The organism is Desulfonatronum thiodismutans (assembly GCF_000717475.1).
Classification (GTDB): Bacteria; Desulfobacterota; Desulfovibrionia; order Desulfovibrionales; family Desulfonatronaceae; genus Desulfonatronum; species Desulfonatronum thiodismutans.
On sequence record NZ_JPIK01000012.1, the window covers coordinates 162,727 to 182,963 of the forward strand.

At 59.8% G+C, this 20,237-nt stretch carries 19 protein-coding genes and 1 pseudogene; 19 read left to right on the plus strand and 1 reads right to left on the minus strand.

Annotated features, from left to right (window positions below):
- Positions 1 to 58 precede the first annotated feature (58 nt).
- Positions 59 to 1,078: an OmpA family protein gene (locus GY33_RS0109255; protein WP_051822466.1), complete on the plus strand. Its 1,020-nt coding sequence runs from the start codon at positions 59 to 61 to the stop codon at positions 1,076 to 1,078.
- Positions 1,079 to 1,185: 107 nt separating this feature from the next.
- Here GY33_RS0109255 and GY33_RS0109260 read toward each other — a convergent pair whose 3' ends face one another.
- Positions 1,186 to 1,620, minus strand: a complete 435-nt coding sequence (locus GY33_RS0109260; protein WP_035271707.1) for a hypothetical protein — start codon at positions 1,618 to 1,620, stop codon at positions 1,186 to 1,188.
- Positions 1,621 to 1,842: 222 nt separating this feature from the next.
- Here GY33_RS0109260 and GY33_RS0109265 point away from each other — a divergent pair, with 222 nt between their 5' ends.
- The 18 genes and pseudogenes from GY33_RS0109265 (at position 1,843) to GY33_RS0109355 (ending at position 20,236) form a co-directional block, all read left to right on the plus strand.
- Positions 1,843 to 2,232, plus strand: coding sequence for a hypothetical protein (locus GY33_RS0109265; RefSeq protein WP_031387067.1), 390 nt, complete (start codon positions 1,843 to 1,845; stop codon positions 2,230 to 2,232).
- A gap of 93 nt (positions 2,233 to 2,325) precedes the next feature.
- The gene (locus tag GY33_RS0109270) at positions 2,326 to 3,549 is read left to right on the plus strand and encodes an MFS transporter (RefSeq protein ID WP_161788459.1); all 1,224 of its coding nucleotides are present in this window, start codon (positions 2,326 to 2,328) and stop codon (positions 3,547 to 3,549) included.
- Between the two features lie 285 nt (positions 3,550 to 3,834).
- Positions 3,835 to 6,303: a radical SAM protein gene (locus GY33_RS0109275; protein ID WP_035271709.1), complete on the plus strand. Its 2,469-nt coding sequence runs from the start codon at positions 3,835 to 3,837 to the stop codon at positions 6,301 to 6,303.
- 298 nt (positions 6,304 to 6,601) lie between these two features.
- Entirely contained in the window at positions 6,602 to 6,853 is a 252-nt protein-coding gene (locus GY33_RS0109280) for a UPF0175 family protein (protein WP_031387070.1), read from the plus strand.
- Positions 6,846 to 7,331 (plus strand): DUF3368 domain-containing protein, encoded by a 486-nt coding sequence (locus GY33_RS0109285; protein WP_031387071.1) that lies wholly within the window; start codon positions 6,846 to 6,848, stop codon positions 7,329 to 7,331. Before GY33_RS0109280 ends, GY33_RS0109285 begins: the two co-directional genes overlap by 8 nt.
- 60 nt (positions 7,332 to 7,391) lie before the next feature.
- On the plus strand, positions 7,392 to 9,281 hold the full coding sequence (cooS, locus tag GY33_RS0109290) for an anaerobic carbon-monoxide dehydrogenase catalytic subunit (protein WP_031387072.1): 1,890 nt from the start codon (positions 7,392 to 7,394) through the stop codon (positions 9,279 to 9,281).
- Between the two features lie 60 nt (positions 9,282 to 9,341).
- Positions 9,342 to 10,118, plus strand: coding sequence for an ATP-binding protein (locus tag GY33_RS0109295; protein ID WP_031387073.1), 777 nt, complete (start codon positions 9,342 to 9,344; stop codon positions 10,116 to 10,118).
- Between the two features lie 172 nt (positions 10,119 to 10,290).
- Positions 10,291 to 10,551 (plus strand): type II toxin-antitoxin system Phd/YefM family antitoxin, encoded by a 261-nt coding sequence (locus tag GY33_RS0109300; RefSeq protein WP_031387074.1) that lies wholly within the window; start codon positions 10,291 to 10,293, stop codon positions 10,549 to 10,551.
- Positions 10,548 to 10,964 (plus strand): type II toxin-antitoxin system VapC family toxin, encoded by a 417-nt coding sequence (locus GY33_RS0109305; RefSeq protein WP_031387075.1) that lies wholly within the window; start codon positions 10,548 to 10,550, stop codon positions 10,962 to 10,964. The genes GY33_RS0109300 and GY33_RS0109305 overlap by 4 nt, the downstream gene beginning before the upstream one ends.
- Before the next feature lie 64 nt (positions 10,965 to 11,028).
- On the plus strand, positions 11,029 to 12,363 hold the full coding sequence (locus GY33_RS0109310) for an HD domain-containing protein (protein ID WP_051822468.1): 1,335 nt from the start codon (positions 11,029 to 11,031) through the stop codon (positions 12,361 to 12,363).
- Positions 12,360 to 12,881 carry a hypothetical protein gene (locus tag GY33_RS0109315; protein WP_031387077.1) on the plus strand — a complete coding sequence of 174 codons (522 nt, stop codon included), beginning with the start codon at positions 12,360 to 12,362 and terminating at the stop codon, positions 12,879 to 12,881. The genes GY33_RS0109310 and GY33_RS0109315 overlap by 4 nt, the downstream gene beginning before the upstream one ends.
- 223 nt (positions 12,882 to 13,104) lie before the next feature.
- A complete protein-coding gene (locus GY33_RS0109325) occupies positions 13,105 to 13,989 on the plus strand; it encodes a hypothetical protein (protein ID WP_235185498.1) in 885 nt (294 codons plus the stop codon).
- Between the two features lie 175 nt (positions 13,990 to 14,164).
- Positions 14,165 to 14,323 (plus strand): annotated as a pseudogene (locus GY33_RS21970) (chloramphenicol acetyltransferase); the annotation flags it as partial.
- 150 nt (positions 14,324 to 14,473) lie between these two features.
- Positions 14,474 to 15,373: an alpha/beta fold hydrolase gene (locus GY33_RS19120; protein ID WP_084185022.1), complete on the plus strand. Its 900-nt coding sequence runs from the start codon at positions 14,474 to 14,476 to the stop codon at positions 15,371 to 15,373.
- Positions 15,374 to 15,515: 142 nt separating this feature from the next.
- Positions 15,516 to 16,874 (plus strand): PAS domain S-box protein, encoded by a 1,359-nt coding sequence (locus tag GY33_RS0109340; protein ID WP_031387081.1) that lies wholly within the window; start codon positions 15,516 to 15,518, stop codon positions 16,872 to 16,874.
- Positions 16,875 to 17,155: 281 nt separating this feature from the next.
- Positions 17,156 to 18,448, plus strand: coding sequence for a lysine 2,3-aminomutase (gene kamA / locus GY33_RS0109345; protein WP_051822490.1), 1,293 nt, complete (start codon positions 17,156 to 17,158; stop codon positions 18,446 to 18,448).
- A complete protein-coding gene (ablB, locus tag GY33_RS0109350) occupies positions 18,438 to 19,376 on the plus strand; it encodes a putative beta-lysine N-acetyltransferase (protein ID WP_051822470.1) in 939 nt (312 codons plus the stop codon). Before kamA ends, ablB begins: the two co-directional genes overlap by 11 nt.
- Entirely contained in the window at positions 19,373 to 20,236 is an 864-nt protein-coding gene (locus GY33_RS0109355) for an ABC transporter permease (RefSeq protein WP_028572798.1), read from the plus strand. The genes ablB and GY33_RS0109355 overlap by 4 nt, the downstream gene beginning before the upstream one ends.
- Position 20,237: the final 1 nt, after the last annotated feature.

Below are 20,237 nucleotides of genomic sequence, written 5' to 3' on the forward strand. Positions count from 1 at the left end.
GCGGGCACGATACCCGCGTTGTTTGGACATAATGGATGCATCTTGCAGAGGAAACAGCATGCGATATTTTTTTTCGAAGTGCGTCATTTGTGTTGCCGCGCTCATTCTGATGGCAGCCGCGGCCCATGGTCAGGCCGAGTTTGAACGTGGTTCCACGATTATTTTCGAAGACAACCTGAGACACGAAAAGATCGGAGAGTTCCCCTCGCAGTGGCGACTGGTCAGAGGAAGCGCGGAAGTGGCCCGGTACGAAGGGGAAAACGTCCTTTCGCTCCTGGTAACCCGGACGGAAGTCGCGCCGCTGATGCGGGAAAAGAGCTACCTGCCTCAGGCGTTCACCATTGAGTTCGATTATTTGATGAACGACCTCAGGCAACATGCCTACGAAATTACGTTCTTCAACGACAACGGCCGAAAATCCGGCTCACTGCGTATTACCGGGGAGCGGTTCATACTGAATGCATCCCGAGGCGGGACCGTCTCCGAAGGAAATACTTCCGAAACCAGAGCCGGGTTTCAACCGGGATGGAGACGGCTGGCCCTCTCGTTCAATCAGCATGAACTGCGCGTCTTTTCCGATGGCGTTCGGGTATTGAATGTCCCCCGCTTCGAAGAGGAACTGCGAAGCTTCCTGATCCACGGAGGGCGTCCCAATAATGCCAGACCCAATTCGGATGCGTTCATCAGAAACGTGGTCGTGGCCGAAGGCGGGATGCCGCTTTACGAGCGCGTCATGTCGGAAGGGAGCTTTTCAACAACGGAAATCCAGTTCGACGTGAACAGGGCCGACATCAAGCCGGAATCAGAAGGAATCATCGACCAAGTCTTCCAGCTCATGCGGGATCACCAGGACCTCCGTTTCTCTGTGGAAGGCCATACGGATTCCGACGGAGACGCCGAACTTAACCAGCGTCTTTCGCAACAGCGAGCTGAAAGCGTCGTTCGCGCATTGATTGAGAAGGGGATCAGCCCAGATCGCCTGACGGCAAAAGGATGGGGCGCTTCCAAGCCCGTGGCCGACAACGCGACCGATGAAGGAAAAGCCCAGAACAGGCGGGTTGAGTTCGTTCGGCTGTAGGCGACAAACGCACGCATTGTTAACCCGGCAACGGCTTAGGTCGCTTCGCGGCTCGTCCTACGGGACGGTCGCGAAGCGACCTAAGACAAATTGCCGCTGAGCACCTTTCAAGACCGCCGCCTTCCGGCCTGTACACGCTCCCGGGCCTCGCCAATTCTTTCCAAAACATAACCCTCGAGAACCGGGTCCGGCTCTTCCACGTCGAAACAATAGCCGTCCTCGCCAAGCAGCCCCAGGGGCACGAGGTTGCCGTGTTCTTCCGGGTCGCTGACCGTGTCCGCGTAAAAGCAGACCGACAGCCACCGCCCGTTCGCGTCTTCGACCACGTCCACCAGACAGAACAGTTCCCCAAAGGCCGAACCGGATGCCGAACCAGAACCCGCGACCTTCGCCCGCAGACTGGCGCTCACTCCCTCCCGCTCCACAAATTCCAGCGCATTTTCAGGAGTGCGCAACACTTCCAGCAGGCGCGTGAAGAAGGGGCGGACGAGCTTCGGATCGGTCTGCCATCTCGTCAGATACGTCTGGATATTTTCCAACATGCGTTCTCCTTGTTGGTTGAGATGTATAACGATGGGCGTTTGCCGCGAAAGACGGGCCGGATACTGACTCAATTCGGGACACCGTTCAAGACCGCCCGTGTCGCCTTTTGACATTTCTAGCCAAGCCCCATACATCCCAAAAAGTTCCTGAATACATCCCAACAACCGTGCGCTGGTAACGGATGCACGCCCAGCGCTTTCCCAGCCATCCGGGGTTGATCCATGAGAATCTACTTCTTCCTGCTGGCAATACTTTTCCTGGCCACAACGGTCACTCGGCTGTTGCTGCTCGTCATCTCCGCCGAACCTGCGCTTACCGTGAAAATCCTGGCCGACATCGCCTTTTTCGCCCTTTGCCTGTTGGCCTGCCACGGGCTGGCCTTCGGGCGACGCTACTTTTCCCCGTCATTCTGGGTTTGGCCCGGGCGACTGACGTTGATTCTGGGCGGGCTCCACGTTCTCTTGGCGCTGTCGACCCTGGACGAATCCGCCTCACCGTTCTGGCCCATCGACCTGGGCATGGCGGTGGTCATCTACGGCCTCTTCGCCACTCCCGCGATCCTCTACGCCAATGAGCTGAAAACCGGCGCAACCTCGGCATCGAGCCCATAGCGACACGGGCCTCCGCTCGTCCTCGGCCCGGGCGGCGTGTTTCGTCCATTCCCTCGGCGTATTCCCCTTTCACTTTTTCCTCTGGTCATGCCCATGCCTCTTGTCTCTCCCGGCACGGATACCGCGGGCTATCCGGCCTTTCGATCCGTGGTTCCCGGCCTGCTCAGCCTGATGGGCATTTTTTTCGCCAACTTCATGACCCGGGTCGTCCTCGCGCCGTTTTTGCTGCATATCCGCGACGATTTCGACCTGACCAAGGCCCAGGCCGGGGAGCTGTTCTTCATCGTCTCCCTGGGCTACAGCGTGGCCCTGCTCTGCTCCGGCTTCTTCTCCTCCCGCCTGGAGCACCGTCAGGTGATCATGGTTTCCGCGGTGGGCATCGCCCTGGCCCTGGTCCTGGCCGCGTTCAGCCCGAACCTGCTCTGGCTGCGGTCGAGCCTGCTCTTGGTCGGCCTGTTCGGCGGGCTGTACTTCCCGTCCGGTTTCGCCGTGCTCACGTCCATGGTCCCGCACACCAACTGGGGCAAGGCCCTGGCCATCCATGAGCTGGCTCCGAACCTCAGCTTCGTCCTGGCCCCTCTGCTGGCCGAAATGATGACCGGCCTGGGCCTGGGCTGGAGGGCGGCCCTGGGCGGAAACGCCCTGTTGGCCCTGGGCGCCTTGGTCCTGTTCCTCCGGTACTGCTCCGCGGGTCGGGAGAAAAGCATTCCTCCCCGGCCCAAAGCCTACCTGACCACTTTGGGCCAGGGCCGCTTCTGGATTCTGGCCGTCTTTTTCGCCATGGCCATCGGAGCCACCCAGGGCGTCTACTCCCAAACGCCGCTGTACCTGGTCAGCGTGCGCGACCTGCCGGCGGACTGGGTCAACTACCTCCTGGCCGCGTCCCGGGTTTCCGGCCTGTTTCTGGTCTTCTGGGCCGGGATGATCGTGGATCGCCTCGGTCCCATCCGGGCCTTGCGCATTTTTGTCGCCCTCACCGGCATCGCGACCATCACCTTCGGCCTGCTGCCCGGAAGCTGGGTCATGCTGGCGGTGCTGGTCCAGCCGACCATGGGCGGGTGCTTCTTTCCCGCCGGGTTCGCCGTGCTCTCCCTGGTCTACCCCGCGGCCGTCCGCCCCCTGGCCATCTCCCTGGTCGTACCCATGGCCGTGCTGGCCGGAGGCGGACTGATCCCGGCCGGACTCGGCATCTTCGGCGACCACGATCTCTTCGCCCTGGGCTTCATCCTCCTGGGCGCGGCGATCCTGCTCAGCACGGTCCTGACCACGGCCCTCAAGCCGTCACAGTCGCCGTCGCAAGATCAATCCACGCCCTGATTCGCGGGCATCCGCCACATTGGCCGGCCGTGAATGGATCGCATTCGCGTTTTAACGTGTCTGCCCAGGGCTGAGTTCGATTTCGATCACGATTTCGATTTCGATTCAGATGGCGGGTGAGGGTCACGAACAAATCCGCTCTGCCCGACCGCCCAAAACCATTGACGAAAAAGCTTGCGTCCGGCACCTCTCTCCGGGGCGAACGCGCGGCACGACCGGGATCGGCCCGGCCCGAACATCCGCCGCAGTTGGGGTGATCGACGACAACATTTTGGAGCAGTGGGCATGAAGACCTATTCCGTACGATTCAGTCATTCAGGAAACGAAGCGAACATTTCCCACGACGCGCTGCGGGCGGCGGTGGTGGATTTTCTGGAGCGCTGGGGCACGCGGTTCTATCTGGGGCCGGACTTCGGAACGCTTTTGGGCCATGGCGACCGGTTCGCGAACCTGCTTCGAGCCTGTGGAAAGGACGAGGCGGCGTTTTTCCAGGAGGTCTTGCATCAACTGGCCCAAGCTCATCACCAGATGGACGACCGGGAAGGTCCGGAGGTGCGCGTCTCCGGGATCGTCCTGCCCAAGCGGCTGCTGCTGGTCTTCCTGGAGCAGATGCTTCCCGGCGACGGGTTCGTGGCGGTGCGTTCCGTGGAACAATACGCGGAGTTGACCAACACCGTGGTTCCGGAGGAGCAACGCGAGGATCTGCAACAGGTCATCGACACCTACCCGGTGCGGCTGTCCCGGCATGTCCTGCGTCAGTCCCGCCTGTCCCGGCATGTGGCCTATCAATTCATGCCCTTTGTCCAGGAGCTGGACCAGACCGGCCTGAAAAACACCTGGATCGGCCAGTTTCACCAGGGGCTCTTGGAACAGATGTATCAGAACCGGCCGATCTTCGTCCTGCACATGAGCTGCCCGGTTTACTGCCGGTTCTGTTTCCGCAAGCACAAGGACTGCCGCAACCTGCCCGCTCCCACGGTGGAGGACGTCCAAAAGGCGGTGGAGCACATCGCCGCTTCGCCCCAGATCAAGGAGATCGTGCTCACCGGCGGGGAGCCGCTGATGAACAAGGCCACCCTGACCACGGCCGTGGCCGGCTTGGCCGGGATTCCCCACGTCCAGACCATCCGGATCGCCTCCCGATGCATCTCCTACTATCCGTCCCTGTTCTTCGCGGAGAACGAATTCTGGCTGAACTACCTGATCAACCAGAACCGGGAGCTGCAAAAGACCAACAAAAAAATCGAAATCGCCACCCACTTCATCCACCCGGACGAAATCTCCCACTACAGCCTGGAAATCATTTCCCGGCTGGTCAAGGGCGGGGTCGGCGTCTACACCCAGACACCGTTCCTGAAGGACTGCAACGACACCGGCGCGGAACTGGCCGAACTCTACGCCCAACTGCGCGCCGTGGGCTCCGAGCTGCACTATATCTACATCCCGTGCAGCCCGATCCAGGGCAACAACATCTACTGGACGCCCATTTCCGCGGGCCACGCGGCCCTGGCCCATCTGCGCGGCCACCTGCCCGACCGGGCCATGCCCATTTTGTGCACGGCCACCAAGATCGGCAAGATCGACTGGAACACCAGCGGCTGGGCCGTGGAGCAGAGCGGGGAGGAGCCGGACATGATCTGGATCCGCACGCCCTACACCGAGGGGTACTTCAAGTCCTTTGCTCCGCGATTTTCCCTGGAGAAGAGCCGCGTGAACCGCGAAGAAACTCTGGACTCCCGGTTCATGGCCCAGATCGGCGACGAGTCCCTGTTTTTCGGCCACCTTTCCCAAAGCGCACCCCCGGTCAGGGACTTTGACCCCGAGGAGCTGGGCCGGGTCCAGCAACTCATTTGCCGGGACCAGCGCATCCGCCAAAGCATCGTCCCCACGGGCATCGAGGCCCTGCAGCGCGTCCACCGCACCCAGGTGGAGGTGGACGTGTCCGCGAACCGGGACATGGACGACATTCTGGAGTACATCCGGGCCAATCCGGAGATTTCGGACGTGGTCCTGGCCGCGGAGGACAAGATTCTCAACCACCTGCCCGAGGTCCAGGCCTATGCCCGGGCCCTGCGCTCCCTGCCCCAGGTCACCGCCCTGCGGGTGCGCAGCCTGATGTTCGCTTATGAACCCGAAGCCTTCACCGACGACGTGATCGCGGAACTCATCGCCCTGAACCACCTCGATCCCGCCCGCCCGACCCGCCTGGAACTGGAAACCCAGTTCGTCCACTCCAGCGAGTTCCGCCTGGTCCACGGCGAAATCATCCGCCGCCTCCTGGCCAACGGCGTGACCGTGTACAACAACATCGCCCTGCTCTCCGGGATCAACGACTCCCCGGAGGAAATGAAACGGATCTGCTACAACTGCCGCCAGATCGGCATCGAACTCCAGAACCTGTATGTTGCCGGACTGCCGGTGCAGGAGGAATGGAACCGGGATAGGCCCGTGGAAGCCACCACGGTGATCGACCTGGCCACCCACCTGCGCCGCCACGAAAGCGGCCGGGAGGTCCCGCTGTACGTGGTCCGAACCCTGCTCGGCGACGCGGACTTCAACCTCAACGCCCGCATCGTCGTTGCCAACGCCGACCACGTCCTGATGCGCCTGCTCTGCGTAACCAAAAAAGCCATGCGCGATATTGATCCGGATTTTGACTGGCCCGAAGGAGTAACGGAGCAGGACGGCCACCCGGTGGTGCCGGTGCGCGGGCTGACGGCGCGGACGAATCGGGACTTTTTTATGCGTGGATAATCCTGAAATGAACAGCCGACTGGCATTCCGATTTCAGGTGAAGAGATAATCCTTCTTTTCCGCTGAAGGAATGGAATCCAGAGTGTGATTTGGCTTTCGAACGCGACGACTCCCCAACTCGGAATGTGCGACTGTGAACGGGCTGCTGGACACCTTTATCATTTGCCAGTTATCGTGAATCAGTCAGTGAACCGATCGGCGACAGACTGAAGACGGCCATTGAAAAAGCGAAATCAGGCAAATCCAGGCAAAGCTCATCCCGACAGGAATGGCCTAAATAAAGAAAAAAGGACAAGGCATGGCTCAGCTTACCCTAGAACTCCCGGACGAGGTTTTTTCTGCTCGTAAGCAGCCACCCCGTCTCTTTGTGCATGATTTGCGATTGGCCGCGGCGATTCACTGGTATGCGCGTGGCGAAATATCCATGGAAAAGGGGGCATTGATTGCCGGTCTGGATCGGAACGACTTTCTTGAAGCACTTGCCGCCCAGAAGGTTGATGTTTTCTCAGTGGATATGGACAGCTTAGCGAGTGAATTGCAACATGCCTGAAGTAGCGGTCGTCAACGCATCCCCTCTGATATTCCTCTCCAAGGCAGGGATGATCGATCTGCTTCAGCAAGCAGCGTCAAATGTTGTTGTTCCTTGGCCAGTGGCGGAGGAGGTTCAGCAAAGAGGACAAAACGACGTCACGGCCCAGGCATTGAGGAATGCAGAATGGCTGTCCGTTGTCCCTTCACCCTCCATCCCGGTCAGGATACAATTTTGGGATCTTGGACCGGGAGAATCTTCCGTCTTGGCCTCTGCCCTCGCAATCCCCGGCGGAATCGCGGTTATTGACGACGGGGCGGGACGCCGATGCGCCGAAACTCTCGGATTGCCCCTCCTGGGAACACTTGGTTTGGTGATGATCGGCAAAAAAAGAAGGCTCTTTCCAGCTGCCAGACCAATTATCGCGTTGCTGAAACAACATGGGATGTATCTGTCCGAGTCAGTTATTGACCGCGCTATGGCCATGATCGGAGAGTAAACATAGCTGAGTGTTGAAAAACTCCTCCCGTATCAGTCACACCCAACAAAGGAGATCGCCATGGCGGAGAAGCACCCAAAAAAAGCAGAGGACCTTTCCATTTGGCCGGACGCCCAACAAATGATCGAGAAGGCCAGACGCGACAACGTGGAAACCGTTTGGGACAGGCTTTCGGAGCAAAGGCCGGGCTGTACGTTCTGTGAGCAGGGTCTGAGCTGTTCCAAGTGCGTGATGGGGCCGTGCCGCATCACGCCGGGCAAGGGCAAGCGGGAGCGCGGCGTGTGCGGCGCGGACGCGGACCTGACCGTGGCCCGCAATTTCGGCCGGTTCGTGGCCGCGGGCGCGGCCTCGCATTCGGATCACGGACGGGACCTGGTGGAGACTCTGTTGGCCATCGGCCAGGGCAAAACATCGGACTACACCATCCGCGACCCGGAAAAACTGCGGCGCATCGCCGCCGAGGTGGGCGTCGCCGTCCAGGACAAAAGCGATATGGAGATCGCTCGGGCTCTGGCCGAAGCGTTCATCGAGGACTTCGGCTTTGCCACGCCCTCGGTTTCCTTTGTCGCCCGCGTCCCTGAAAAGCGTCGGGAATTGTGGAAAAAACTGGGCATCACCCCTCGGGGCATCGACCGGGACGTGGTGGAAATGATGCACCGCACGCACATGGGCGTGGACAGCGACGCGGTGAGCCTTTGCCTGCACGCGGCGAGGGTTTCGCTTACGGACGGCTGGGGCGGCTCCATGATCGCCACGGAGCTTTCGGACATCATCTTCGGTACGCCCACGCCAAGGATGGCCAAGGTCAACCTGGGCGTGCTCAAGGCGGATCAGGTCAACGTGGTGGTCCACGGCCACAGCCCCATCGTCTCGGAGATGATCCTGGCCGCGGCCCGGGATCCTGAGATGATCCGAAAGGCCCAGGATGTCGGCGCTTCCGGGATCAACGTGGCCGGCCTGTGCTGCACCGGCAACGAAGTGCTGATGCGCCAGGGCATTCCCATGGCCGGCAACCATCTGATGACCGAACTGGCCCTGGTCACGGGCGCGGTGGACTGCATCGTCGTGGACTACCAGTGCATCATGCCTTCCCTGGTGACCATCGCCGGCTGCTACCAGACCCGGTTCATCTCCACCTCGGACAAGGCCAAATTCACCGGGGCCGAGCATGTGGAGTTCAATTACGCCAACGCCCGGCAAAAGGCCGTGCAGGTGGTGGAAGCGGCCATTGACGCCTTCACCAAGCGCGACCCCGGCCGCGTGGAAATCCCCGGCGAGCCCGTGGAATTGATGACCGGCTTTTCCAACGAGGCCATCCTCGGCGCGCTGGGCGGTACGCCCGGCCCACTCTTGGAAGCGATCAAGGCCGGTCAGGTCCGGGGAGCCGTGGGCATCGTGGGCTGCAACAATCCCAGGCTGAAGCACGACCACGTGCACACGGAGCTGTGCAAGGAGCTGATCAAGCGCGACATCCTCGTGCTGGTCACCGGCTGCGCCACCGTGGCCATGGGCAAGGCCGGGCTGATGGTGCCCGAGGCCGCGGACAAGGCCGGGGAAGGACTGAAGGCCGTATGCCGGTCCTTGGGAATTCCTCCGGTGCTGCACGTGGGCAGCTGCGTGGACAACTCGCGGATCATCCATCTCTGCGCCGTGCTGGCCAATGCTCTGGGCGTGGACATCAGCGACTTGCCCGTGGCGGCCAGCGCCCCGGAATGGTATTCGGAAAAGGCCGCGGCCATCGGCCTGTACGCCGTGGCCAGCGGGATCTACACCCATCTGGGCCTGCCGCCCCATATCACCGGCAGCGAGGCCGTGACCAATCTGGCATTGAGCGGCCTGGAAGGCGTGGTCGGGGCCTGCTTCGGCGTGGAGGCCGACCCGTACAAGGCGGCGGAGGCCATTGACTCGCGGATTGCGGCCAAACGGCGGGCTTTGGGATTAACGCCGTAGGTTGAACGCCCTCGGGGGACGGACGCCCGTCCCCCTTTTCATTTCCATTGGGAGCGAAGCATGAAAATCGCGATCGCCGGAAAAGGAGGGGTGGGCAAGACCACCATCGCGGCCTGGCTGGGAGACTTTCTGGCCAGAAACGGCCACGACGTCTACCTGGTGGACGCGGACACCGCCCTGTCCCTGGGCCAGGCCTCGGGCCTGGAGCGGGAACAACTGCCCCAGCCGCTGGTGCTGCGTACCGATCTGGTCACGGAACGCATCGGCTCCGGCTTCATGCACCTGAACCCGGAGGTGGGAGACCTGCCCGGAGATCTGGCCGTGGACCTGCCGGTGGGTTTGGCCGACTCCGGTCGCGACGGCGCGGGCCGCAAGCGGCTGCTGGTCATGGGAACCGTAACCGGTGCGGGAGGCGGTTGCGCCTGCGGAGCCAATTCCCTGCTCAAGGCCCTGCTGGCCCACTTGGTGCTGGAAGCCCGGGAATGGGTGATCGTGGACCTGGAGGCCGGCGTGGAGCATCTGGGCCGGGGCACGGTGGCCGCCGTGGACGGACTGGTGGTGGTCAGCGAGCCGTCGCGCCGCGGGCTGGACACGGCCGCGGAAATCGCCCGGTTGGCCCTGGGTCTGGGGCTGAAGCGCCAGGCATTGGTGCTCAATCGTCATCAGGGACAGGCCGAACCGCCGGACATTGCCGGACTCCCGCCTCTGGCCGCGTCCATTCCCGTCCTGCCGAGCCTCACGGCCCGGCAACTGACCTCCGGAAGCGTTCTGGAACTGGAGGAGCGCTCATCCCTCATCGACCCTCTCTGCCGGGACATTCTCGCCGCATTGAAGTAAACGACAATGGTGGTTGTTGCGCAAGAGAGCAGGGTATCGAACCTCTCATTCGTTTTCACGCAGCCAAAACCAACACCCGCCAGCTCAAAACCATTGACCAAGCTTGCCAAGATGACTAGGCTGACCAGTCAGGGCATGGTCTTGTCGATCATCAGGTGACAGTGGAGAGAGTATGCAAACCTGGCAGCTTCAGGAAGCCAAGGCTAAGTTCAGTGAAGTGGTTAAAAGGGCACTGAATGATGGCCCCCAGGAAATTACCGTGCGTGGCGAACCGGCAGTCGTGGTGTTGACGAGGACGGAATACGAACGTCTGGTGAAGCCGCGACCGTCTCTTGTCGAGTTGCTTCGTTCTTCACCGCTGGCGAAATGGGACCTAGAAGGCGATTTGGATCTCGAACGCGACCATTCCCCAACTCGGGACGTGCTGCTGTGAGCTGGCTGCTGGACACCTGCATCCTTTCCGAGCTGGCCCGCTCCCAACCGAATCCTCATGTTCTCGGCTGGATCTCCGGGCTGCCCAACGAGGCGCTTTTCGTAAGCGTGCTGACCCTGGGCGAAATTCGCAAGGGAGTGGAGAAATTTTCCCAAGGGACGCGAAAGGAACGCTTACGGCTCTGGCTCGAGCACGACCTGGTCCATTGGTTCGAAGGGCGCATCCTGCACGTGGACCAAGGCGTGGCCAATCAATGGGGGGAGCTTCTGGCCATGCTGGGACGCACCGTCCCGGCCATTGACAGCCTGCTGGCGGCCACGGCCCTGCACCATGGACTGCAATTGGTGACGCGCAATGAAAAGGATTTCGCGTTTCCCGGACTCGTCGTTTTCAATCCCTGGTCTCTCGTCTAAGGCAATGTCGGCGTGAGATGAATGGAATGAAAAATTTTTACGAACACGACAGAGGAAGTGGCTGATGTCAAAGCTTACTCACGAATTTCGTGACCCTGTCCATGTTTTCATTCGCATGGATCCTGACGAAAGAAGCGTCGTAGATTCCGAACCGTTTCAACGGCTGCGTCACATTCATCAACTCGCTATGACCTATCAGGTTTATCCGGGAGCAACCCATCGTCGCTTTGAGCATTCTTTGGGTTGCATGGAGATCGCAACGCGGATTTTCGACTCGATAACCAGAACCGAAAAATTGAGAAAGCTCCCTTTGGAGGTGCGCGAAAGGATTCCCGAGCTTGATCATGAGGACAAGCTGTCACACTGGCGGAAGACCTTGCGTCTGGCGGCTCTTTGTCATGATCTTGGTCATCTGCCTTTCTCACACGCCTCGGAGGAGCTTTTACCTGAAGGCATTGACCATGAAATCCTGACCATGAGGTTGGTCCTCGAAGAGATGAAAGATCTTTGGTTTAAGATGAATCCAGCGCCCAAGCCGGAGCAAATTGCCAAGATCGCCGTTGGCAAGAAAAAAGCAAAGCACATGGAGTTCACCCCCTGGGAAACCATTCTTTCAGAAATCATTACAGGAGACGTTTTTGGTGCCGATCGAATGGATTACTTGCTGCGAGACTCGCTCCATGCTGGAGTTAGTTACGGACATTTTGACCATCATCGCCTGATTGACACGATGATGATCCTAGCCGGCCCCCCGCAAGACGACAGCCAGAAATACAGCATTGAGCCGGCGCTGGGCATTGAATCAGGCGGCGTGCAGGTGGCGGAATCCCTCCTTGTTGCCAGATATCTTATGTTTACTCAGGTTTATTTCCACCATGTGCGACGCATTTACGACGTGCACTTGAAGCGGTTTCTCAAGGAAAGCCTCCTTGGCGGCACTTACCCGGTTGACTTGAAACAGTTTTTGGCAATCACGGACAATGAGATATCAAGCCAAATCCTCCTTGCGGCGAAGGATAAAAAACGTGCTGGACATGAACATGCAAAAAGCATTGCAACCCGCAAGCATTACAGAAAAATTTACCAGTTGATGGTTCAGGACAGAGATTGCGCTCCTGACGTCCTGGAAAGGATAGCCAAGGGTTTGGCCGATGAGATCGGTTCAGAGAACATCATCATCGACTCACCGCACAAGAACATGGCAAGCAAAGATGATTTTCCAATTCGAACCGAGGATGGGCGAATTATGTCCGCACATGGTGAGTCAAAAGTTATGACGTCGTTGCCGGTTGCTGCGACGGGCTTTATTTTTGTTCATCCAGATTCCAGAGACAGGGCTTGCAAATGGCGTGAGAAATTCGTAGGGAATTATTTCCAAACCAGGGACGAACAGCCATGATTGAAGCTCACAGCACAGTAAAAATTCTTGAAATGATTGAAAAACTCAGGAAAAATGGCAATTGGGCGGGCGAAACCCATGTTCAAAAAGCCATGTTTTTCCTGGACAAGAAATGTCAAGTGGACACGGGATTCGAATTTGTTCTTTACAAGCATGGTCCGTATTCCTTTGAACTGCATGACACCTTGGACTTTCTTTTTGCTTTGTGCCTGGTCGAACACGAAATAAGGCCACCCTATGGCCCCAGGATAAAGCTGACAAAAAATGGGAAGATGTTTCTTGCTCGTCATGACGATGAACTTGCGCCGACCAAGAAGCATATCGCTGATGTTGCCAGCTGGTTTGGCTCAAGCGGTGTCGGTGAGTTGGAAAAACTGGCCACGGCGCTCTGGGTGCAAAGCGAAGCCAACGGTCAAGACTTTGCTGAAATGGCGAGGGAAGTCCACAAGATCAAACCTCACATTCCATTCAGTGAGGCAGAACAAGCTTTCCATAAGGTGAATGCTTTCCCTGCATAGCATTCCTATCTCTTTTTATCTTCCTGCTACCACCAAAGCCCGCGTAAAGCGGGCTTTTTCACTCCCAGACGATTTTATAGGCTTTGGGTGGGGCTGATGATAATAGAATCCAGAGGGACAGAGCAGGATGAACCGTCCTGGACAATTTGTTCAAACGGAATCCCTGGCCAGCATGCATACGGACAAGAACTGCAACGGCAAGTCAGCGACTACGAGCATCAGCATGAGCAAGATCATCCCGCTTTTTCCGGAACACAGCTCGCGAGGAAACGAGTCAAGTGGTCATGTCCGTGACCTTTCAGGGCCGTCGGGTATGAAACAGGCCGGCCCACTTTTCCAACTCTACATCGGCATCGACTACTCCGGCGCCGAAACGCCGAAAGCCAGCCTCAAGGGTCTGCGGGTGTACATGGCCGACCACGACAATCCGCCGTGGGAGGTTCCGCCTCCTCCCAGTCCTCGAAAATACTGGACCCGGCGCGGGCTAGCGCAGTGGCTGGCGGAGTTGCTTGCCGGGGACAGCCAAGCGCTGGTGGGCATTGACCACGGCTTTTCCTTTCCGCGCAACTATTTTCAGACCCATCGTATTCCCCTGGACTGGCCCTCCTTTCTGGATGATTTCCAGGCCCATTGGCCCACTGATGAAACCTACGTGTACGTTAATTTCGTCCTCGATGGGAGCGTGGGCAACGGCGCGGCCCGACTGGGAAGTCCCAAGTGGCGGCGGTTGACCGAAAAACTGGCTGGGGCGGCCAAGTCGGTCTTCCACTTCGACGTGCCCGGCTCGGTGGCCAAGTCCACACATGCTGGCCTGCCTTGGTTGCGTTATTTACGGAGCAGCCTTGGCGAAAAAGTGCATTTTTGGCCGTTTGACGGCTGGGGCGTGCCTCCCGGCCGTTCGATCATCGCTGAGGTCTATCCCGCTTTGTGGAGCCGGGGTTTCCCACGAGAGGGCCGCACCCCGGACCAGCATGACGCCTACAGCATCGCGGCCTGGATGCGCCAAACCGATTTGGACGGTAGGCTTCTCGACTTCTTCAGTCCGGACCTTTCCCTCAGAGAGCGCGAAATTGGCGGGATTGAAGGCTGGATTTTGGGAACGCGTTGACTGCCTGACTTTCAGGGCCAAGCCCGAGAGCACATGGGTCCACGTTTGAGACGACCGGAGATTCTACCGTACGAGAACACGCGGATTGCTTGGGAGCAGAGATGCTGGAGTGCCAAATATAACTGATACAAGAGGAAATACCGGGAACGGCCCAAGTCCATCAACCAAACATCCAATGGAAGGATTTCCGCGGGTCTGCTTCATCAAGAACACGGTGAGGAATCCGAACATCGTCATCGGGGATTACACGTATTACGACGATCCGGACGATTCGGCGAACTTCGAGCGCAACATGCTCTATCATTTCCAGTTTATGGGCGACCGGGAGGTCATCGCTTGGTTGGACTGGCCCGTAGAGCAGATCTCCCAACATCTGGACGTTATTGCTTCGGCTGACATCGAAGCGCTTCGCGCGTGTCGTCGCGACTGATCCAAGAACTTGACCAATGCGGACACGAAACACCCTATCATTCACAAAGAGGACATGATGAAGCTCAAGAATTTTCTGGTTGGTATCGTTTTTTCCTGCTTCTTGCATTCCATGCTGAACGCCCAGGTACTGGCGGATTCGGTTTGGCCGCGCATGGTCGGATCAGCCGATGGGGTGCCGATCTCCTATGAGGTGCATGGGACCGGCGAACCGACTCTGGTGTTCGTGCATGGCTGGAGTTGCGATGGGCGTTACTGGCGGATGCAGGTACCGCACTTCTCGAAAAATCATCGGGTGGTGGTGATCGACTTGGCGGGACATGGGCATTCCGGGCTGGGACGCGAGGATTACGCCATGGACGCCTTTGGCGAGGATGTCCAGGCCGTGGTCGAGGAAGTGGGGGCCGAGCAGGTGATCCTGGTCGGGCATTCCATGGGCGGGCCTGTAAGCGTGGCGGCAGCTCGGCTGATGCCGGGCAGGGTGATCGGCGTCATTGGAGTGGATATCTTTCAGGACGTCTCCCACCCCATGACGCAAGAGGATTTCAATTCCTGGATGGGATTGCTCCAACCCGACTTCTCCGCCGGGGCGGCCCAATTCGTGCGGCAGATGTTCATCGAGAAGACGGATTCTGTCCTGCGCGATTGGGTGGTGGCGGACATGTCGGCCGCGCCGTCGAAAGTGGCTGTCAGCGCCATGGAGAAAATGCTGTCGGACGTGGTCAGCGGTGAAGCACTCTTCGCCTTCGACGGGCTCGAGACGCCCATCGTGGCGATCAACGCGGACCTCTGGCCGACCAATGTGGAGGCCAACCGCCGCCATATGCATTCCTTCGATGCGGTTATCATTGAAGGAACCGACCACTTTCTGCACATGGCCGAGCCTGAAGCGTTCAACCGGAAGCTGGAAGGCGTGATTGCGGGCATGGTTGAGACGCGGAGCGGAGCGGAGTAGCCTAGGCAACTGACCTCCGAGAGCGTTCCGGAAGCGGAGGCGCTCATCCCTCATCGACTCTCTCTGCCGGGACATTCGCGCCGCACTGAGGTAAACGGCAATGATTGTTGGTGCATAAGAGGGCAAGGTGTCGAGCCTCTAATTGCCGCGCCTCAAACCGGAAGGAGCAACCGCCATCGCCCCCAAAACCACGGCTCCGCGCCGTCCTCGCAACCTGTCCGCCGTTGTCCGTGCGTTCAGCGATCATGTGGTGTTTGCTGACGCCGAGGGCAGGGTTCCGAGCGCCGGTCCGGGCGGGGCGGATGTTGTCGCGGGTGAAGATCCAGGCGGGACGTTCTGGGAAATCCTCGGGTTGCCGGTCCGGAGCCTGGAGCAGGCCTTGGAGCGGTTTCCGCCCGGGCGGGTGCATGAGGTCCACGCGCCGGGAGGCAAGGGTACCTTTGCACTGCGGATCATTTCCTTGCCCGACTGTTCCTCGAACCGTGAGCCACGGCCTCGATCCGACATCCAGGCCGGGCCCTCCACGGAGTCCGGCCTGACAGCTCGTCCCGCTTCCGCGGACGCCGCGCGCACCGCCTACGTGATCATCGCCACGGACAACCGGCCCATCGTGCAGTTGCGGGAGGTGTACAAGGAACGGATCGGGGAGAACATTCAGGCCCTGGAGAACTCGATCCATCTGTTCGGGGCCATGTTTGACGGGGTTCAGGACGCCATGCTGCTTTTGGCGCAGGATCAGGTCGTTCACGCCGCCAATCCTCGGGCCGGAAAGCTGTTGGATCCTCAGGGCAAAGGGCTTGTCGGACGTTCGGTCACGTCGCTGTTCCAGGCCGAGGACCGGGATACGGTTGCAGAAAAAATCGCCCGACTCAAGGACGGGGGGCGATGGACTTCCCGCAGGACGTGTCTGCGTCCGGACGGGGAAGCCCTTCCGGTGGAGGTGGCCCTCTGGCGGATCGATTTGCAGGGTTTCACCCTGTACCACATGGTATTGCGCGACCTGACAGCCCAGGCCCTGCTGGAAAAGGGTCTGCGCCGCAAGCGGGCCGAAGTGGAGGGCATGAGTCTGGCCCTGCGCAACGTGGTCCGCTCCACGGAAAAGGAGAAGGAGCAAGTCCGGGAGGCCATGCTCCGGGAGGTCCGGGCCGCGATCCTGCCGGCCGTGGAGCGCATGGCCAGGGAGGAATCCCCGGAGTTGCGCAACGCTCTCAAGGTGATGATCGAGGAACGCATCACCGCCTTTTCCGAGTCCGGTTCCGCCGACGGCCTGAACACCCAAACCGACGCCTCGGCGAACCTCCTGCTCAAGCTCACTCCCCGGGAGATCGAAGTCTGCCGACTGATCCGCATGGGTGCGGGCACCCAGCAGGTGGCCGAGCTGCTGAACACCTCCTTTGACACCATTCAGACCCACCGCAAAAATATCCGCCACAAGCTGGCCCTCAAAGGGCGCAAGGTTTCTCTTTCCTCCTTCCTCCAACAGCATAACTTTTTTGAATAATATCTTGTATCGGGTAGGCGCGCATACCCGAAAAATGCCCATTCTCCCCCCTTGCCGCCGCTCCCCAGGCCTGTTTTAGTTCCATGCTGGTAAAGAGGGACGACCACCATCGTCCCCTGAATGTATAACCAGGGAGGAGAATGTTTCAGTTAAGCGGGCGGCAACGTAGCGTCGCCAAGAAGATGACCACCGACCTAGCGGCCCGGAAGGCCAAGGCTGCGATTCAGCGCAAACCGCGAGTCGTCAAAGCCAGTCCGGACAGTCAGGCTTTTGATAAACCGATGGATTGGAAATCCCAGTGGACCGACTGGAAATGGCATGTCCGCAATTCCATTCGAGACCTGGATACCTTTGAGCGCCTGCTCGGGGTCCGCTTTCCGGACTTGCAGCGCAAGGCCTTCGCCCGGACCACGGACAAGTTCCCCATGTCCGTCACGCCCTATTATCTCTCCTTGATCGATCCCGAGGATTACGCCGAAGACCCGGTCTTTCTGCAGGCTTTTCCATCGCCCAATGAATTGCTGGTCGGCCGCAACGACATGAGCGACCCCCTGCACGAGGACGAGGACAGTCCGGCCCCGGGGATCACCCACCGCTACCCGGACCGGGTGCTCTTTCACATCAGCAACGTCTGTTCCATGTACTGTCGCCACTGCACCCGCAAGCGCAAGGTGGGGGATCAGGACACCGAGGCCATGGCCGGGAAGCGGGAATTGCTCCAGGGTCTGGACTACATCCGCAAGACCCCTCAGGTCCGGGACGTGCTGCTTTCCGGCGGTGATCCGCTGATGCTCTCCGATGAGCGCCTGGACTGGATTCTGGGCGAACTGCGGACCATCGACCATGTGGAGGTGGTGCGCATCGGCACCCGGATGCCCGTGGTCCTGCCTTACCGGATTACCGACGACCTGGTGCGGATGCTCAAAACGCATCATCCTTTGTGGCTGAATACCCACTTCAACCATCCCCGGGAAATCACGTCCACGTCCAAGGCCGCCCTGGCTCGTTTGGCCGACGCCGGAATTCCCTTGGGCAACCAGTCCGTGCTGCTGGCCGGGGTCAACGACTGCCACCGCCTGATCCGAACCCTGAACCAGAAGCTGGTCAAGAACCGGGTGCGGCCCTACTACCTCTACCAGTGCGACCTGTCCGAGGGACTGGAGCATTTCCGGACTCCGGTGGGCAAGGGCATCGAGATCATCGAGAGCCTACGCGGCCATACCAGCGGCTTTTCCGTGCCCACCTACGTGGTGGACGCCCCGGGGGGCGGCGGAAAGATTCCGATCATGCCCAACTACGTGGTTTCCTGGGGCGCGAACAAGGTCGTGCTCCGCAACTTCGAGGGCGTGATCACCACCTATGCCGAGCCGGAAAGCTACGAGGCCCGGTTTTGCGACCGCAAGTGCGACGCCTGCAACCTCCAGCTCAAGGAAGACGACGCCGTGGAGCAGTGCGTGGGCATCGAGAAGCTGCTGGCTGATTGGGACGACACGTGCAGTCTGACCCCCAGCGGCAATGCCCGGATGGAACGCCGCGACAATGCCCAAATGGAGCGACGCGACAATGTCGCCTAGCACCGCGACCGGCGGTATTTCCAGTTCCTCCGCGGACAAGCTGGAGCGCTTCGGCGCTTCCCTGATCCAGCACGGGCCGTTGAATGCCAGGGCCTACTTGATGCATCTGGCCCCGCCCGAGGAACCGACCATCGTGCCCACCCTGGAAAAACTGGCCCGCACGCACGGGTACACCAAGATCTTCGCCAAGGTGCCCGAAGGCGCGGCGGCCCGGTTCACCAAGGCTGGGTACGCGGCCGAGGCCGTGGTTCCCGGGCTGTATAACGGCCATGAAGCCGGCGTGTTCATGGGCCGGTATTTCGCGGACTGGCGCAGACACCCGGCCAATCCCCATGAGCTGCGCGACGTCCTGTCGGTTGCCCGGAGAAAGGCGGCTCAAGCCAAAGCCACTGCGTCTTCCCCGAACCCCGGTCCTTTACTGCCCCAGGACTCACGCATCACCCCCCTGGGCCCGGACCAGGCCGAGGACATGGCCGAAGTCTACCGCGTCGTGTTCGACTCCTATCCTTTCCCGATTTTCGACCCAAGCTACCTGCGCAGCTCCATGACCGGGAATACGCGCTTCTACGGCGTCCTGATCCGGGACCGGCTGGCGGCCTTGGCCTCCGCGGAGATGGACCCGGAAACCGGGTCAGCGGAAATGACCGACTTCGCCACCCTGCCTGAATTTCGGGGCCGCAAGTTGGCCGGGATCCTCCTGGCGCACATGACCGAACGGATGCGGGACCTGGGGCTGAGCACCTTGTACACCATTGCCCGGGCCGAATCCTACGCCATGAACGTCACCTTTGCCCGGGCCGGATATGTCTTCGGCGGGACCCTGCCCAACAACACGCATATCGGCGGAGGGTTGGAGTCCATGAACGTCTGGCACCTGGCGTTGCGTGACGCACCTTTCCATCCCTTCACCCGGAATCCGAAAACATGAAAGAAAGCCGCTGGCGGCCATGGCTGCTGCTTTCGCCGTCCCTGACCGCCATCTTCTTTCTGCTGGTGGTCCCGGTGCTCTTCGTCGTGGTCTACAGCTTCTGGCTGCGCGCCCCCACAGGCGCGGCCATCCCGGCGTTTCAGTTCGGCAACTACGCCCGCTTTTTCGAGGACCTGTTCTACCCGACCATCCTCTTCCGCACCCTGCGGGTATCGGTGATCTGCGTCCTGCTGTGCCTGGTCATGGGCTACATTCCGGCCTATTTTTTTTACCGCAGCAAATCCCGCTACCGCCAGGCCCTGATCCTGCTGATCATGGTCCCGTTCTGGATCAGCTTCATCATCCGGACCATGAGCTGGATCAACATTCTCGGGGCCAACGGATTCCTGAACTATACCCTGATGCGCTTCGGGATCATCACCGAACCGCTCTCCCTGCTGTACAATGAAGCGGCCGTGCTCATGGGGTTGATCCAGTATTTGTTGCCGTTCATGATCCTGAACATCTACGTCAGCCTGGAGGCCATCGACAAAAACCTGCTGGAAGCGGCCCGGAGCATGGGCTGCAACGAGTGGCAGGCCTTCAGGGAGGTCACTTTGCCGTTGAGTCTGCCCGGAGTCAGCGCCGGATGTCTGCTGGTCTTCGTGCTTACCGCGGGCACCTACCTGCCGCCGATGATCCTGGGCGGACCGGGCAACGAAATGATCGCCAACCTGATTTTCAACCGGGTCATCGGCACCCTGGACTGGCCCTTCGGATCGGCCATCAGCGTGATCCTGCTGCTGCTCCTGGGATGCATCGTCTGGACCTACAACCGCTATCTGGGCATCAATACGCTGTTCAAGGCGTTCAAGAGCTAAG

What these genes read in the sequence shown, in the direction of transcription:
- GY33_RS0109280 (WP_031387070.1), top strand. Translation starts at nt 6,602, where the DNA reads ATGGCTCAGCTTACCCTAGAACTCCCGGACGAGGTTTTTTCTGCTCGT.
- GY33_RS0109315 (WP_031387077.1), top strand. Translation starts at nt 12,360, where the DNA reads ATGATTGAAGCTCACAGCACAGTAAAAATTCTTGAAATGATTGAAAAA.
- GY33_RS0109265 (WP_031387067.1), top strand. Translation starts at nt 1,843, where the DNA reads ATGAGAATCTACTTCTTCCTGCTGGCAATACTTTTCCTGGCCACAACG.
- GY33_RS19120 (WP_084185022.1), top strand. Translation starts at nt 14,474, where the DNA reads ATGATGAAGCTCAAGAATTTTCTGGTTGGTATCGTTTTTTCCTGCTTC.
- kamA (WP_051822490.1), top strand. Translation starts at nt 17,156, where the DNA reads ATGGATTGGAAATCCCAGTGGACCGACTGGAAATGGCATGTCCGCAAT.
- GY33_RS0109325 (WP_235185498.1), top strand. Translation starts at nt 13,105, where the DNA reads ATGAGCAAGATCATCCCGCTTTTTCCGGAACACAGCTCGCGAGGAAAC.
- cooS (WP_031387072.1), top strand. Translation starts at nt 7,392, where the DNA reads ATGGCGGAGAAGCACCCAAAAAAAGCAGAGGACCTTTCCATTTGGCCG.
- GY33_RS0109275 (WP_035271709.1), top strand. Translation starts at nt 3,835, where the DNA reads ATGAAGACCTATTCCGTACGATTCAGTCATTCAGGAAACGAAGCGAAC.
- GY33_RS0109255 (WP_051822466.1), top strand. Translation starts at nt 59, where the DNA reads ATGCGATATTTTTTTTCGAAGTGCGTCATTTGTGTTGCCGCGCTCATT.
- GY33_RS0109270 (WP_161788459.1), top strand. Translation starts at nt 2,326, where the DNA reads ATGCCTCTTGTCTCTCCCGGCACGGATACCGCGGGCTATCCGGCCTTT.
- GY33_RS0109355 (WP_028572798.1), top strand. Translation starts at nt 19,373, where the DNA reads ATGAAAGAAAGCCGCTGGCGGCCATGGCTGCTGCTTTCGCCGTCCCTG.
- ablB (WP_051822470.1), top strand. Translation starts at nt 18,438, where the DNA reads ATGTCGCCTAGCACCGCGACCGGCGGTATTTCCAGTTCCTCCGCGGAC.
- GY33_RS0109295 (WP_031387073.1), top strand. Translation starts at nt 9,342, where the DNA reads ATGAAAATCGCGATCGCCGGAAAAGGAGGGGTGGGCAAGACCACCATC.
- GY33_RS0109300 (WP_031387074.1), top strand. Translation starts at nt 10,291, where the DNA reads ATGCAAACCTGGCAGCTTCAGGAAGCCAAGGCTAAGTTCAGTGAAGTG.
- GY33_RS0109310 (WP_051822468.1), top strand. Translation starts at nt 11,029, where the DNA reads ATGTCAAAGCTTACTCACGAATTTCGTGACCCTGTCCATGTTTTCATT.
- GY33_RS0109260 (WP_035271707.1), bottom strand. Translation starts at nt 1,620, where the DNA reads ATGTTGGAAAATATCCAGACGTATCTGACGAGATGGCAGACCGATCCG.
- GY33_RS0109285 (WP_031387071.1), top strand. Translation starts at nt 6,846, where the DNA reads ATGCCTGAAGTAGCGGTCGTCAACGCATCCCCTCTGATATTCCTCTCC.